We start from the raw sequence: 16,280 nt of genomic DNA on the forward strand, positions 1-16,280 counted from the left end.
ATTAAATATCTTGTCTAATTAAATCTTCTAAAGTCTCACCTTTAACTACTAGGCGACTAGTTCCGTCTTTTACAAATACAACTGGTAATTTCGGTAATCTATTGTAGTTACTACTCATACTATAGTTATACGCCCCAGTCGATGATACTAATAATAAATCACCTTGATCAGCTTTTGGTAATTTCGCATCCATTACTAACATATCCCCGGACTCACAGCATTTACCAGCAACTGTATAAGTTGTAGTGGCTTGTTCGTTCATCTTGTTAGCTAACATAGCCTCGTATTTTGCTTTATATAATGCATAACGGGGATTATCTGCCATTCCACCATCAACAAACACATATTCACGACCTGCAAAAGTCTTCTTAACTCCACCAACACTGTATAATGTACTACCAGCATTACATGTTAAACTTCTACCTGGCTCAATAACTACCTTAGTTAAATCTAAACCAAAATTATCACTTTCACGTTCAACTACTTCGATGTACTCTCTTAAAAATTCAGCAAGTTCAAAGGGTCTATCTTCTTCAGTATAATAAACTCCGAAACCTCCACCTAGATTAAGAACACTTATAGTTAAACCTAATCTTTCTTGAACTCTTCTCGTAAATTCCATAACCACTTTTACAGCTTCGAAAAATGAAGTTTTTTCAAAAATTTGTGATCCGATGTGTGAATGAAATCCTACGAAGTTAAGGTTACTTTGATTATTAATATCTGTGATTAAATCATAAATTGTTTCATCATATACTGAATAACCAAATTTCGAATCATCTTTTGCAGTTTTTATGTATTCATGAGTATGAGCATCGATACCAGTATTAATTCTTAGAAGCACATCTACAGTATTCCCACTCTCTCTTACGATTTCATTAATCATTTCATATTCGTAGTCATTATCTATGACGATAGTTCCTACACCAACTTCTAATGCATATTGTAGTTCCTCGCGAGTTTTATTATTCCCGTGGAAATAAGCTCGTCTCATATCATATCCAGCTTTATATGCTGTATGAATTTCACCAAGTGAAACCACATCTACGCCTAAGCCTTCTCTATTCGCAATTCTTAATACCTCTAAACAGCTAAAAGCTTTCGATGCAAAAAGAACTTCTGTACTAAACCTTGAACTTTTGAAATTATTAATAAAAGTTCTACATTGGTTCACTAACATATTCTCGTCATAAACATAAAGGGGGGTCCCGTATTGAGATTTTAACTCACTTACTCCAACTCCCGAAATATTCAGTTCACCATCTTCTATCGTCATACCATCAAATAATCTCATTACTTTCTCCTTCAAATAAGTTATAAAAAATAGACTACAAGAACAAAAGGTCCTTGTAGTCTAGCTTATAATTCTATCCTATTCCTCTTGCCCTTATTATAAAAAGCTCACCATGAAGAAAATGGGCATTTTCTAATGACAGTGCTATGCCTATTCGACATAACCCCAGTGAAATAAATCACTTCGGCGATGCTACCTTTTAAATTAGTCATCGCGGCCTCTTTTTATAATACTTATCTATTTACGTTGTATAAATAATATCATGGTTTAAAATTATTGTCAATAGTTTTCAGAAAATTTTTATAATACCCTATTTTTGAACCATGTATATGCACAATTAATGATAGTTGAAATTTCCCTTTAAAACAACTATAATATACAAATATTAAAAGAAAGACAGCATACTACACTGCTTCTTATATAAAAATAAAGGATTATAAAATATGATTGACTTCACAAAAAATGACGACTTAAATAAAATTATCAATGACAATGACATAGCGATTATTCAATACGGAACACCCACATGTATGCCATGTCACTCAATAAAAAACAGAATTACTACGTGGCAAGAAGATCACAAAGATATTCCAGCATACTACGTTTCATTAGAAGAAAATATGGAGATTGCTGCTCAACGAGGCATTCTTTCAGCACCAACTGTAGAAGTTTATATTGAAGGAAGACTATCTATTCAAAAAAGCGGCTACTTCAGCCTAGATGAAATACTAGAAAAAGTAAGTAGTGTGAGTGAACAAATGAAATAAAAAAGGAAGATAAGAAATCACCTAGTCCCTACGGAATGCACCAACTTCTTATCTGTTATCATTGTACTATGAGTCAAATAAAATAGTAACACAAAAAAGAGATATCGACCCCCCCAAAAAAAAATAACAACGGGGGAGGAGGATAGACATCTCTTATTACTTTCATTATATTATAAAAATCTATAAAATTTAAACCTTTAGATTAAATTGCATCATTTATTTACATAATCTTAAAAATGTAATTTTAATTTTAAATATTATTAAAACATCTTTTCTGAAGAGATTTGTAGTGTTATAATAAAAGTAGGCTACTTGCCCAGAAGGGAGGTGTTTATATGGTTGATATATTCATCCAAATCCTTGTTGGGCTATTTGTAGGAGTTATTCTCCTATTTATAGAATATTTTTATTTCCTAAATGATAAAAACAACAAGAAGAAGTAGCTCTATTTAGGCACGACGTACATGTATCACTTCATGTATGAATATATATTAGCCTACTAAAGTGAGTACGCTAATACATATAAAAAAGCAACTGAAATTCCGGTTCAGTTGCTTTTCGTGTTTATATGTGAATATATTCATCCAATTCACTTATTTTCATTCTAACACATCCCTTTTCTTCTTGTCAATTAATTTGAAGGATAGTTAACTCCAAAATCATGATTTTTAAAGAATTTAAATATCAATAAACACTGCATCTATGAACTCTCATATAATTGTTTAAAATTCTAGGATTTTGAATCACCTTTTATCTTTTATTTACATAACCTTAAAAAAATAATTTTAATTCTAAATATCATAAAAATATCTTTTCTGATGAGATTTATAGTGCTATAATAAAAGTAGGCTACTTGCCCGGAAGGGAGGTGTTTATATGGTTGATATATTCATCCAAATCCTTGTTGGGCTATTTGTAGGAGTTATTCTCCTATTTATAGAATATTTTTATTTCCTAAATGATAAAAACAACAAGAAGAAGTAGCTCTATTTAGGCACGACGTGCATGTATCACTTCATGTATGAATATATATTAGCTTACTAAAATGAGTGTGCTAGTACATATAAAAAAGCAACTGAAGCGGAATTTCAGTTGCTTTTCGTGTTTATATGTGAATATATTCATCCAATTCACTTAATTACATTTTAACATATTCATTTTCTTCTTGTCAATTTATTTGAAGGATAGGATATAGTAAAATTATTACATGTTAATTCCAAAAGTAAATTCCAGTTTTAAATAAAAAACTGGAATTTAACCTGAAACTAGTTTTCATCTGAAAAACAACCATTTGTAATTAACCGAATTTGACTAAGAACAAAATTTTGTCTAACTTTTTGAGTACAGTACCCTTTTACTTCTTTATTTCATTATACTTACTCTATTACAAACCTACTCGCTAGTTTGTATACTTGTTTGATTTCCTTAGTTTCTAGATTCCAAGTTTTTAATTCTTCTTTTATTAATTCTGGAAATTTTCTACTTATATCTCTTAGTGCATTTCCTACTGATTTTCTTACATATTCACTAGCATCTTCTTTTAATGACGATATTCTTTTTATTGCTTCTTGTGGATTCACTTTAAAATACGGTCTACTAGTCCATATTCGTAACCCTTCTGTAACAGCCCTTCTAGTATTTGGATTATCAGACCTTAGCCACTCATCTATTACAGGTATTGCACTTTCATAACCAGTGTTTTTACAGTATTCATCAAACGCTTTTGCAAGTACCTCTTGCACTCTCCAATTATCATCTTTGGATACTTCATCTCTCATAAAAGTTAGAATATCACTATCATCTGATAAATATCCGAAAAGAAATACTCCGTACATTCGAACTTGATATACTTTTGATTCATAGGATAAAAAAGCTAATCTTTTAACATACTCTTTATCATTAGATTTATAATTAGCTAACGCTCTTTTCTCTTCTTCCTTAAACCCACTCTTTATTAATGAGAACTCTTGTTCTAGTTTTTTAATATATTCGTTCAAATAAAATCACCGCCTTATTATTTTCTCTAAAAAAAGCATATAGAATGTTAGACACTCTATATGCTTAAGGATGATTTGCTAAAATTAGTTGTTAGCTTTTAAGAAATCAACTGTTTTTTGGATTACTAACTCACCACGTAAGTCTTCAACACTAATACGTTGTTTGATTCCTTCTTCAGTCATGTTGTACATAGTAGCAAGTTCTTTAACTTCTGCATCGATGTCAGCTTCTGTTACTTCAACTTTTTCTACTTTAGCGATTTCACCTAATACGAATGAAGTTTTGATTTTGTTTTCTGCGTCAGATTTCATTTCAGCTTTAAGTTCAACTTCACCTTTTCCAGTGAATTGTTGGTATAAATCAAATGATAATCCTTGACGAGATAAGTTTCCAGTGAACTGTTCAAACATAGAATCAACTTCTTGTTCTACTAATTTTTCTGGTACAGAAAGTTTTGCATTTTCTACAGCTGTAGAAATTACTTTATCAGAATAAGATTTTTCTGCTAAGTTTTCTTTTTCTAATTTGATTTCTTCTTTTAATTTTTCTTTGTATTCAGCTACAGTTGAAGCTGCTTCTTTAGAGAATTCCTTAACGAATTCATCAGTTAATTCTGGTAAAACTTTTTCTTTTACATCGTGAACTGTAACTTCGAATCTAGCTTCTTTACCAGCAAGGTCAGCTACTTGGTAGTTTTCTGGGAATGTTACGTTAACTTCTGTGTCAACTGGTGCAACTTTTCCTTCTAATTGTTCTTCGAATCCAGGGATGAATGATCCTGATCCTAATTCTAATTCGTAACCTTTAGCTTCTCCACCATCAAAAGCTTCGTCTCCGATGAATCCTTTAAAGTCGATAACTACGATATCACCTTTTTTAGATTCTCCTTCTTTGATTTGCCATTCAGCTTGACGGCTTAATAAACTATCTAATCTTTCTTCTACATCAGCATCAGTTACTTCTACTGAGTCTTTTTCTAATCCAAGGTTTTTATATTCACCTAATTCAACGTTTGGTTTAACAGTAACAACTGCTTCGAATTTAACACCTTCTTCTTTGCTGATTTCTTTAACATCGATATCAGGCATAGCTAATGGTGAAACTTCTAATTCGTCAATAGCTTTTGTATAAGCTCTTGGTAATACATAATCAATTGCGTCTTGATATAATGCTTCTTCACCATACATTTTGTTGAATACGGCTCTTGGTAATTTACCTTTTCTGAATCCAGGTGCATTAACACGTTTAACTGCACGTTTGAATGCTTGGTCTAATCCTTTCGCAAATTCTTCTTTTGTTGCTGAAAAAGAGATAACTACTTTTCCATCTTCTTTATTTAAAATTTGTGACATTTATTTTTCCTCCAAAAATACTTTTAAGTATCATCAAAAATGTTAGTATAAAAATACTAAAAACTCTTGATTAATTATATAGTAAATAGCGTAAAAAGTCAATCGTTACATATTTAAATTATTGTTTTTAAGAGTAAGTAAAATAGCTTCTAATAATTATTTAAACTCTTACAAATTAATGTTAAAATTTAAAAAAATTGTAATACTTATCCCTTTTATCTATCTACCAACTAATTTTTTACTAAATTCTTTTATGAGTTTATCATTTCCTATATAGTTAGGATAATATTTCCCTAATAATTCATAGAATCTAGGTGTATGATTTGTTTCTAGAAGATGAGTAAGTTCGTGAACCACGATATGTTCTAAACATTCAATTGGATATTTTACTAATTCATAGTTTATCCAGATTCTTTTAGCTTTGATATTACATGTTCCCCAACGTGTTTTCATCTTTTTAATCCTAAGCTGTTCTGCGTGAACACCCATATTTTCTTCATATTTATTAATAAACTCTAAAGCCTTGTTATAAAGAACTTTTCTTAAATAATTTGTAACAATCTGTTCTCTATTTTGTTCCTTATTCTTAATAACTAAAACTATCTTTTCATTAGAAAAAATCACTTCATTCTTAATTCCTAGCCTTATCTCTAATTCAAACTCTCTTCCGAAGATAAAGTGTTTTTCACCAGTCACAAAGTACTTTATAGTATGGCCATTTTTTAATATATTGTTTCTTCTTTCTCTTATCTCATCAATATTTTCTTGAACCATTTTTTTTATGATATAGTTAGGAGTTCTTGGAGGGGCACTCACTACTACATCAGCGTTTCTTTCAACTTTTAAATAAATGTTTTTCATTTTTCTTCTGTACTTAATCATAACGACTAAATCACCTATATTTATTACTCTTTGCATACTCCCCCCTCCTTCAATTGTTATTTTAATTCACAACCCACTAAAGCTGTACCAACCCTTATGTGAGTCGCACCTTCTTCAATTGCAATTTTATAATCATTACTCATACCCATCGATAAAAATTCACATGGTGCATATGATAAATCCAGCCCTTTTACTTCATCACGTAACTCTCTTAATTTTCTAAAGCAATTACGTAGGATTTCTTCATCTTCAACAAAAGGTGCCATCGTCATAAGTCCGACAACTTTTATTTTTGAATATTGTTCCAATGATCTAATAAAGTCAATGGCTTCTTCTGAAGTTAAACCATGTTTACTCTCCTCTCCAGAAACATTCACCTGTACGAAACATTTAATTTCTTTTTCTGCACGTTTTTCGATTTCTTTAGCTAAGCTATCTCTATCCAATGCGTGAAAGAAATCAACATCATTAATCACATCACGTACTTTTCTAGTTTGTAAACTTCCAATTAGATGCCACGTCTTATTAGAATACTTATCCTTTCTTTCAACATAATTTTGCGGGCGATTCTCAGCAAAATCAGTAATTCCAGCTTCTATCGCTTCTTCAACTCTAGCATCACTAACATATTTAGTTACAGCGACTAAATTCACTTCCTCTAGATTTCTACCTACTTTTTCACAAGTTTCAACTATTTCTTTTGTTATTTTCTCAAAATTTTCTCTAACGTTCATTTTTTCTCCTACTTACTCTACATATTTAGTACTATATTCTAATTATAACATGATGTTTATTATTTTGTTATTAATTAAATATAAAGGGAGTGACTTGAAAATTAAGATTCTCTAAAGATCTTAACTTTCAAGTCACTTTTTCTTATTTTTTAGGTACAAGTTCCAATACTTTATCTTTAGGAATATTTCCTATAGATTCGCTAGTATACTCTCCTTTTACCCATTTTTCAATTTGATCATCATAATTATCACTTAAGAAGTGTCCGCTTTGTCCAGGACCTACAACATGATACCCCATTTTTGTAGAAAAGTCATAAACAAATCTCCATGATGCTCCATGATTAACTAATCCCTCATCATTTTGTCTAGCTGCTTGAACCGTAACTTTAGAACCTGAAATAGGATATTCTTTCGGATTTAAGAAATATGCTAACAACGCTGATGATTTAGATAATGGATGTCTAAATCCTAATGTATGAGCTGTTCCCCACTTCCATTTAGATACATCATTCCCATATTTACCTTCTAATTCAGTTATAGTTTCATTTAAACTATTTGTTAATACTTCTTGTAGTCCATTTTTCTCCTCAATAAGATTTACTTTTTTACCATTTAAACTATCTCTAAGTATCTTATCTACATAACTCTCTTTATGAGGCATGAATTTGTGAACATCTGCATTCATCTTATCTTTTAGTATGTGCGATTGAATTTTTTTCATCCATAAGTCAAAAATTAACGGTGCTGCCTCATCTTTATCATCTACATTATTCCACGATTTCAGTTTATCATAGACCTCTTTTTTAGAAATCTTATCTACGCTTATATTTTTCAAAAAGTTAGGTAAAAATTCTTGTGCATAAAGATTTTTCGTATCCATTTGAAGATTCTTCATATCATCAGCAGTCAAGTTATTTCTTTTTGATAATACTTCATCTATACGAGCTTTTCTGTATGGTTGTGCCCAAACATTAGATGTGTGATAATCAGTTTTCACAGTTTCAGTATTCGCTGTCGCTATAAATCCTTCTTCCGGATTAACAAGTTTCGGTAATTTATCATAAGAAACATAACCACTCCATCCATAATCGCTACTATAACCTGGAACAGGAAGATTCCCATCACCTTTTTTCCTAATAGGTACATTACCATTTGATTTATAAGATATATTTCCTTCATTATCCGCAAAAACAAAGTTTTGAGCTGGTGCTTTGAATTTTTCTAATGATTTTTCAAATTCTTGCCAATTTTTAGCTTTATCAATATTTAAAATAGCTTCCAGCTCCTGTGTTGATTCTAATGCTGTCCACTGCATTGAAAAACTCACATCCTTATTTCCTAATGGTTTCAGCAGTTGATCAATTATTGGTCCATGTTTCGTATTAACAACCTCAAAATCGACAGCGTCTTTTCCTTTTACTTTTATTGAATACTTATCAACCTTTGCATCATAGTACTCATTATCATATTTAAATTTATATGGATTATTCTCTTGCCTTTTTTCTATATATAAATCTTGAACATCTGGTCCAAAGTTAGTTACTCCCCACGCTATATGTTCATTATGACCAAGTATGATACCCGGTACCCCTGGGAAAATCACCCCTGAAACTTTGTTATTTGGTGTTGAAAGTGACATCTGATACCAAACTGATGGAGTACCTAACCCTAAGTGTGGATCATCTGCCAACAACGGTTTACCTGACTTAGTTTTCTTGCCAGAAACAACCCAGTCATTACTACCATTTTCCATAGGCGGTCGCTCAGTTTTAGCTGTATTCTTATCTATACTCACATCTATACCTTGATTCGCTTTTATAATTTCTTCATTATCTTTATTTTTTGAAAAACTATCAGGAAGTAACTGTTTTAGATTTTCTTCCCCCAAATTATTTAAAAGCCAGTTATTAAAGCCTAAGTGATCCCAGTGTCCACCTAAGTCATATGCCATATATTTACCTACCGTTAACGAATCAATAGGTGACCAGTTCTCAGGAGAATATCCTAATAAAGAAAATTCATAAGGTAATTTACTTTCTTTCTTAGCTTCTTCGATATAGGCATTAACACCTTGAGCATAACTTTCTAATATTTTCTTAGCTTCCTCTGAGTAATCATTATAAGAGGCTTCTGCTGCTTTTCTTAAAGAAAATACTAAAAACTTTTTATCATTTTCTAGTGCTGCTTCTCCAACAACTTCCGATAATCTTCCACTTGCCTGTCTACGTGCTAAATCCATTTGAAATAATCTATCTTGAGCATGAATATAACCCTGAGCTTTATATAAATCACTATCATTTTCTGCTTCCACAGTTGGAATTCCATTTTTATCTCGTGACACTTTTACATTTTTTTCTAAAATATTTAATTCTGCCTTTCCTTCAACTGTCGGTAAAGATTTATGAACAAAATAATAACCATATCCTCCTACTAATAAGAGAATAGACACTATTACTATCATTAATCTCTTTAATATCTTAATAACTTTATTTTTCATAAGACCTCCTAAAAAATAAACTATACTAAGAATTATATTAGCTTTACCTATTTTTTGCAAACTAATATTTATTAAGAAAACTCTAAATAAGTGTAGAATTTTTTTCGCTTATAATTATTAATTATTATATGATAGATATGTAGTATCGCCATAGATTATATTCAATTTATACTTTAACTATATATAACCTTATTTTTAGATTATCATTTAATAGACTTAATATTTTTATGTATTCTAATATTTTACTATTCGATTACTTCAACATAATGATATTTTTATAAAAATTTTATAAAAAAGTTTTCGAAGAAACTAAATTTCTCCGAAAACTAAATTTTATACTTTTCTGAATTCCTAATTAATATTATTCTTATACCTAGGAAGAAGTATATTATACAGCTAATAAATAATATTCCTAAGCTAAAGATCAATAGCAAAATACTATAAACTAAAAATAGAAATGCAACTATGTTATGGTTAATCCCTTTTTTAAATATTACAAATAGTAACAATAAAAACAATATCACTAATAGTGCGAAATACAACCACGCTAGTTGACCCATTACTTGGAAAACAAAGTGCATATCCTTTGTTGATACGTTTGCGCTGTCTTGAGTTAAACGTGTTTGTTCACGGATTTGATCCACTATCTTATTTCTTAAGTACTCATTTCCGACGTACTCCCTAAATAAGTTTATCATTCCACCAACAAAACCTATATAAACTATGTAAACAACACTAGAGATTAGTAATAATATCTTCTCTAATTTATCAAAAAGCATTAATTTTCACCTTTATCCTTGCACTTAGCACACGTTCCATAAAATGATAAAGAGTTATCTTGAACCTCAAATGAGTATTCTTTTTTCATATATTCAATAAGTTTATTAAATATAGGATTAGATACTTTCTCTATGTTATTACAATTAGTGCATATTAAATGATGATGAAGTTCGTCATCTACAGATTGTCTTAAATGATATTTAGAAACACCATTGCTGAAAGAGATTTTTTCTAAAATCTTTAATTCATAAAAAATATCTAACGTTCTATAAACGGTAGCTATACCAATATCAGGTGTTTTTTCTTTTAAAATAAAATATAATTCCTCTGCACTAAGGTGCTGATCATCGTTATCTACTAATATTTCAACAATTTTCTCCCTTTGTGGTGTCAACTTATAAGGAGATTTTTGAATTATTTTAATTATTTCATCATAAATATTCATATACTATTTCGCGCCTTTCCTATTTTTTAAGTAAGCTAATGCAAGCATAGTCTTACTATCAGTTATAACATTATCATCTAGAAGCTTAAATGCATCTTCAATTTTGTATTTTTTTAAATTAATAAACTCATCTTCATCTGGATTTTGTTTACCCGGATATTCTAAATTATCTACATAATAAACTGTAATTAGCTCAGAACTGTATCCTAACGCAACGTGAACATCACATAATTTCTCCAGTCTATCTTCTTCTACAACGTACCCTGTTTCTTCTTGTAATTCTCTTACAGCAGATAATTTTTTATTATCTTCTCCAGGTTCTAATTTACCTGCAGGAATTTCTAAAGTTACTGCCTCTATCGCTTTTCGGTATTGTTCTACAAAAACTACTTCGTTATCTTTTGTTATCGCAAGTATTGCTACTGCACCTCTATGATTTATCAGTTCACGTTTTGAAGTTTCTCCATTAGGTAAAGTTACAGTGTGTACTTCAACATCTAATACTTTTCCTTTGAATATTTTTTCAACTTCAATAGTTTTTTCTTCTAAATCTTTTTTCATAATTCCCTCCAAATTTTTACAAACTAAATTCTTCTAAATCATGTGCAATTCTTACATTACATATACCGCTTAGCGTCTCTATAACACCATTTTCTATATTTTTATCATATCTAGCACTAATATGTGTCAAGAATAAACTTTCAACTTTGCTTTCTGCAATCATCTTTTCAATATCTACTATACTCAAGTGATAATTTTTTCTTGCGTGATGTGCATCTTCCTTAAGCAAATATGTGCACTCTGTAATAATGATATTACTGTTTTTAACAAAATCTGCCAATTCGTTAAAGTACCTAGTATCTGGTATAACCACGATCTCTTTTTCCGGTTTATCTTCAGATAAAAAATCACTAGAATTATAGGCTGTTCCATTAAATTCAAAAGTATCTGATTCTTTTATTTCTCTATAAAATGGACCAGGCATAATACCTAATTCCCTCAATTTATCTACATCTAGACTACCTTTTTGTTTTTTGAATATTATTTTATATCCAAAACATTCCACATTATGAGTTAACGGATAGCTAAAAACAGTTACAGTTTTATTATCTATTATACACTGTTCACTAGAAATTTCAACATATTCCATGCTATAAGAAAGTGAACAATGTGTGAACATTAAGTTTTTCTCTATAAATTCCTTTATTCCAACTGGCCCATATATAGTAATTTTTGAAGCATTTGTATCCAAGAGAAAGCTCCTAGATGATAAGAATCCTATTAATCCTAGAACGTGATCGGCATGAAGATGACTTATAAAGATTCTAGTTATTTTAGTCGGCTTAATAGTTGTTCTTAAAATCTGGTGTTGAGTAGCTTCCCCGCAATCAAACATCCAACATTCTTTTAATTCTTGCATGAAATTAAACACAAAACTCTGTGTATTCCTAAACTTTGCAGGAAGCCCAGCTCCTGTTCCTAAAAATTGTACTTCCATGTTATTCCTCTACTCAATAATTAATAATAATAGTGGCCTAAAAAGATATTTCATTTAAGCCACTCATGTAAATTATAGTTTTACTACAAAAATCTGTGCATCTTGTAAACATGTAATAACATGCTCTACTCCTGCTGGAATTTCTAATAGTTCAAATTCATTTACAGGTTCTACTTGTTCTTCAAAAGAAACTGTAATTTTTCCACTGATATTTAATAATAAAATGTTTTTATCATTACTATACGAATCTGTTTGATTTCCAGTTTTTAAATTCATATGTACAACTTGATATCTATTATTTTCTAAAACAATTCCACCTAATAATGCATTTTTATCTAATTTTATTTTTTTCATAGTCTTATCTTCCTTTACGTTTATATAATCCGTCTTCTTCAATCATAATCAGTTTATTCTTGAATAATCTTCCTACAGCACGTTTAAAGCTTCCTTTACTCATTCCAAATACAGCTTTAATCTCTTCTGGGTCTGATTTATCAGTAAATTCGCAATAACCATTGTTTTCGATATAGTCCATTATAGCTTGACCATCGCTATCCATTCTCTCGTGTGCGCGTGGTAAAAATGAACCATTAATCTCTCCATTATCTTTAACCCCTATAACACGTAGTGTAACTTTTTCGCCTAAACGTGGCTCTTTCTCACGTTCACTTTCATGAACAAAAACTTTATATCCATCTTTCGTTAATAAAAAAGTTCCAACTCTCATCAAACGATATGGATATGCTTCGATATCCTTGTTTTTCATACTCTTAGTAGCTTTAGAGTAAAGTGATGCTACGATAGTTTCAGTAGCTAAACGCGCAAAAAGTTGCCCACTAAAATCACGACGCAGGGTAATAAATAACTCGTCACCTTCTTTAGGCCAAACACTTTTCAACTTTGGCAAATCCTCTCCAAGAAGTGGAATTTCACGAGAAAATCCAATATCAAGACCTACCCTATCTTCTTCAACTTTTACTACCTTACTAAAAGCATAGTCACCATACGTTACTTCTGGAATATTTGGTGTAGCAAATAATTTCCCACTTCGTGAAGGATATACGAACATCGAATACTCTTCTCCAATTTCGTAATCATCTAAACTCTCAACGTCCGACTCGTTACAACTAATTTCCTCATCATTTGGTCCTTTGAACACTAATGATGAACTTTTCTTTTCTACTAACTCTAAGAAATGAATTTCTCCAGTAATAAATTTAATATCTTCTCTTTCCATCAAGTACCTCTTTCTTTCATTTTATCTAACACCTTACAGTATTGTTACTAAGTATCATCTCATAAAAAAAGGCTGATACCTAATATCAACCTTTAAATTAATCGGTAAAAGTAGTATCAGGATGTACTTACTTAACCATATTTTTTATTTGTTTTAATTGATTTACTCTTATTTCCTTTGGAAGAAATCTTCTTATTTCATCTTCATTATACCCTACTTGTAATCTCTTATCATCAACAATGATAGGTCTTCTAAGCATTCCTGGATTATCTTGAATAACTTTATACAATTCTTGAATCGACATGCTTTCAATATCCAAATTCAATTTTTGAAAAGTTTTTGATCTAAACGAAATAATATCTTCAGTTCCATGCTCCGTAATAGATAAAATATCCTTAATTTCATCCGTTGTTAGAGCTTCTGAAAAGATATTTCTTTCCACAAAGTCTATATCATTTTCTATAAGCCAAGCTTTAGCTTTTCTACAAGAAGTACAACTTGGCGATGTAAACAATGTAACTACCACCAGCACTCACACTCCTTTATAAAAATAACATTAATATTTTTATAATTCTATATACTATATTATTATACTACATATATTGTCGTTTTACAATATACTATTGAAAAAAATATTTTAGTTTGTCAACTGAAAACACTTGTTTATAATATTTTTCACAAATGACTACTTCTGTAGATATAACTCATTTGCTTTACCCTTACATTTTTTATTTGATTAGTTAAAATAAATTATATAATAATATACTCGAAAAATATTTCTTTACATAGTTTTACTATCATATTATACAACTTAAAACTAAAATATAAGTAAAATTATTTAAAATCTCTGTTATTTATCTAAAATTATTACCTAGAGCTCTTACTCCATACCTTGTACTGAAATTGACAAAGTATTTTTTGTGTGTTATTATATACATATGCCAGCATGGCGGAATTGGCAGACGCACTGGACTCAAAATCCAGCGATGGCAACATCGTGCCGGTTCGACCCCGGCTGCTGGTATAATGATTAAGACAAGGTTTTTAGGCCTTGTCTTTTTTTATGGTTGTATACTAAATCCGGGGCATGGGAAAAATGTCCCAAACTCTTTTTAGTTTACTTAATTACTTATAGATTTTGATTCTATTCTTTGGCGAATTGCTTGTAAATTTTTACCAATATCACCATCAAGTTGTATTAATTGCTTTGAAAGTTCATCAGGATATTTAAACGTTTCTTGATTTAATGTAATAAAGGTTGCTTTGGGATTAGCATAAGTCATTTGCATGAAAGGATATTTAATAATACCTGGTGTATTCATACCTACACCAAGTTCTAAATAAATGATTTCTTTTTTGCTATTTTCTTCCAAAAATTCGCTATACCTTTTTTGTGCTTTATGCCATCCTTCATCTTCAACAAAACGATTGTCTATCCTTAGATTATTAGTCATAAGAGCACCACACCTAGGACAAGTTGGTATAAGATTAGATGGGATTTTCATTTCCTTTTCAAATTCAACCATCTGATAAATCAAATCTTTGTTATCATAGTTGGTATAATGACAAGGAACCGAACATTGCATTAAACCATAATCCCCTTGTGTATAAAAAAGCCTTTTTTTATCAAGTCCCGCTTTCTGTACTTGATGGTCGACATTAGTTGATAAAATAAAATAATCCTTATGTTTAACAATGTCTAATAAATCGATATAGGGTTGACCAACTGGTGCTTCATAGCGATTAATAAAAATATGACGACTCCACCATGCCCAATATTCTTCCTTTGTAGCAAAAGGATAAAAGCCACCAGAATACATGTCTTCAATACCATACTTCTCTTTAAAATCAGAAAAATAGTTATCAAAACGTTCACCATAATAAGTTAGACCTGCAGAAGCTGATAATCCTGCGCCAATACCAATTAGAACAGCATCTGCTTTTTCTAATTTCTTTATGATGTCATTAATCTGCTCCAAGTAATCTTTTGTATATTCTTTCATCGTCTTCTTTAAAAACATTGAATATTACCTCCATCTTGCTATCTGTCTCTTTTAAATATTCTTGAACAGTTGCTACTGCCAGCTCTGCTGCTCTCTCATGTGGAAAATGAAATTCTCCTGTTGAAATACAGCAAAATGCTAAACTTTTTAAACCATTAGCATCCGCTAATTCTAAACAAGAGCGATAACTACTAATTAAATCTTTTTCATGATTAGATAGTAATTCACCCTCAACAATAGGCCCAACTGTATGTAAAACATATTTACTTGGCAAATTATAAGCAGGGGTTATTTTAGCCTCGCCCGTCTTTTCTAAGTGCACCTGCTCTTTCATCAGCCTATGACATTCTTGCCGTAATTGAACACCTGCAAAAGTATGAATAGCATTATCAATACACTTGTGATTGGGGTAAAAACAACCTAAAAGTTGACTATTAGCAGCATTAACAATACCACCTACTTTTAATGTCGTAATATCACCTTTCCATAGGTATAATTGACCAGAAACCGGAGTCAAATCAGCCAATTTTGTTACTGTTTTTTGTGTTAACTCTTCTTGAAGGTATGCATTTTGAATATCTAAAAACTCAGCTGACACAGTTTCTGGTGTACGAACATTAAACAAAGCTCGTAAAAGTACTTTTTGCTGTTCAACTTTATCAGGAATTATAATATCTGCATACTCTGCTCTTTCTGATAAGAGCACCTTTATTAAATACAATCTTCTTTCTTCTTGATTCATTAGTTTCTCCTTATAGATAACAAAATCATTTCCCTACCAAAACGAGATTGA

At 30.6% G+C, this 16,280-nt stretch carries 16 protein-coding genes, 1 tRNA gene and 1 riboswitch; of the genes, 2 read left to right on the top strand and 15 right to left on the bottom strand.

Going from position 1 to position 16,280, the window contains the following annotated elements; genetic code table 11:
* Position 1: 1 nt before the first annotated feature.
* Positions 2-1,294: a diaminopimelate decarboxylase gene (lysA, locus tag RWL85_RS00385; RefSeq protein ID WP_314083732.1), complete on the bottom strand. Its 1,293-nt coding sequence runs from the start codon at positions 1,292-1,294 to the stop codon at positions 2-4.
* A 95-nt stretch (positions 1,295-1,389) separates the two neighbouring features.
* A riboswitch (Lysine riboswitch) is annotated at positions 1,390-1,525 on the bottom strand.
* A 212-nt stretch (positions 1,526-1,737) separates the two neighbouring features.
* Here lysA and RWL85_RS00390 point away from each other — a divergent pair.
* Positions 1,738-2,061, top strand: coding sequence for a thioredoxin family protein (locus RWL85_RS00390; RefSeq protein ID WP_314083733.1), 324 nt, complete (start codon positions 1,738-1,740; stop codon positions 2,059-2,061).
* 1,376 nt (positions 2,062-3,437) lie between these two features.
* Here RWL85_RS00390 and RWL85_RS00395 read toward each other — a convergent pair.
* From RWL85_RS00395 to spxA, 12 genes are all read right to left on the bottom strand, one after another.
* Positions 3,438-4,058 (bottom strand): DNA alkylation repair protein, encoded by a 621-nt coding sequence (locus RWL85_RS00395; RefSeq protein ID WP_314083735.1) that lies wholly within the window; start codon positions 4,056-4,058, stop codon positions 3,438-3,440.
* 84 nt (positions 4,059-4,142) lie between these two features.
* A complete protein-coding gene (gene tig / locus RWL85_RS00400; protein ID WP_314083737.1) occupies positions 4,143-5,411 on the bottom strand; it encodes a trigger factor in 1,269 nt (422 codons plus the stop codon).
* 219 nt (positions 5,412-5,630) lie between these two features.
* A complete protein-coding gene (locus RWL85_RS00405) occupies positions 5,631-6,329 on the bottom strand; it encodes a SprT family zinc-dependent metalloprotease (RefSeq protein WP_314083739.1) in 699 nt (232 codons plus the stop codon).
* 20 nt (positions 6,330-6,349) lie between these two features.
* On the bottom strand, positions 6,350-7,027 hold the full coding sequence (locus RWL85_RS00410; protein WP_314083740.1) for a YggS family pyridoxal phosphate-dependent enzyme: 678 nt from the start codon (positions 7,025-7,027) through the stop codon (positions 6,350-6,352).
* A 142-nt stretch (positions 7,028-7,169) separates the two neighbouring features.
* Entirely contained in the window at positions 7,170-9,524 is a 2,355-nt protein-coding gene (locus RWL85_RS00415; RefSeq protein WP_314083741.1) for a penicillin acylase family protein, read from the bottom strand.
* A gap of 326 nt (positions 9,525-9,850) precedes the next feature.
* Positions 9,851-10,303, bottom strand: coding sequence for a DUF4064 domain-containing protein (locus tag RWL85_RS00420; RefSeq protein WP_314083743.1), 453 nt, complete (start codon positions 10,301-10,303; stop codon positions 9,851-9,853).
* A complete protein-coding gene (locus RWL85_RS00425; RefSeq protein WP_314083745.1) occupies positions 10,303-10,749 on the bottom strand; it encodes a Fur family transcriptional regulator in 447 nt (148 codons plus the stop codon). The genes RWL85_RS00420 and RWL85_RS00425 overlap by 1 nt, the downstream gene beginning before the upstream one ends.
* Positions 10,750-10,752: 3 nt before the next feature.
* A complete protein-coding gene (locus RWL85_RS00430; RefSeq protein WP_314083747.1) occupies positions 10,753-11,310 on the bottom strand; it encodes an NUDIX hydrolase in 558 nt (185 codons plus the stop codon).
* A 16-nt stretch (positions 11,311-11,326) separates the two neighbouring features.
* Complete coding sequence (gene rnz / locus RWL85_RS00435) at positions 11,327-12,247, bottom strand: ribonuclease Z (RefSeq protein ID WP_314083749.1); 921 nt, start codon at positions 12,245-12,247, stop codon at positions 11,327-11,329.
* Positions 12,248-12,319: 72 nt separating this feature from the next.
* Positions 12,320-12,601: a hypothetical protein gene (locus tag RWL85_RS00440; protein WP_314083751.1), complete on the bottom strand. Its 282-nt coding sequence runs from the start codon at positions 12,599-12,601 to the stop codon at positions 12,320-12,322.
* A 4-nt stretch (positions 12,602-12,605) separates the two neighbouring features.
* The gene (locus RWL85_RS00445; RefSeq protein ID WP_314083753.1) at positions 12,606-13,484 is read right to left on the bottom strand and encodes an RNA-binding protein; all 879 of its coding nucleotides are present in this window, start codon (positions 13,482-13,484) and stop codon (positions 12,606-12,608) included.
* Positions 13,485-13,611: 127 nt separating this feature from the next.
* Complete coding sequence (gene spxA / locus RWL85_RS00450) at positions 13,612-14,010, bottom strand: transcriptional regulator SpxA (protein ID WP_172497960.1); 399 nt, start codon at positions 14,008-14,010, stop codon at positions 13,612-13,614.
* 414 nt (positions 14,011-14,424) lie between these two features.
* On the opposite strand from spxA, the gene RWL85_RS00455 reads away from it, so the two are divergent.
* Positions 14,425-14,508 (top strand) — tRNA-Leu (locus tag RWL85_RS00455).
* 97 nt (positions 14,509-14,605) lie between these two features.
* Here RWL85_RS00455 and RWL85_RS00460 read toward each other — a convergent pair.
* Positions 14,606-15,505, bottom strand: a complete 900-nt coding sequence (locus RWL85_RS00460) for a hypothetical protein (RefSeq protein ID WP_314083757.1) — start codon at positions 15,503-15,505, stop codon at positions 14,606-14,608.
* Entirely contained in the window at positions 15,450-16,193 is a 744-nt protein-coding gene (locus tag RWL85_RS00465; RefSeq protein WP_314083759.1) for a protein-ADP-ribose hydrolase, read from the bottom strand. The genes RWL85_RS00460 and RWL85_RS00465 overlap by 56 nt, the downstream gene beginning before the upstream one ends.
* Positions 16,194-16,280: the final 87 nt, after the last annotated feature.

Source organism: uncultured Gemella sp. (assembly GCF_963515875.1).
In the GTDB taxonomy this organism is placed as follows: domain Bacteria; phylum Bacillota; class Bacilli; order Staphylococcales; family Gemellaceae; genus Gemella.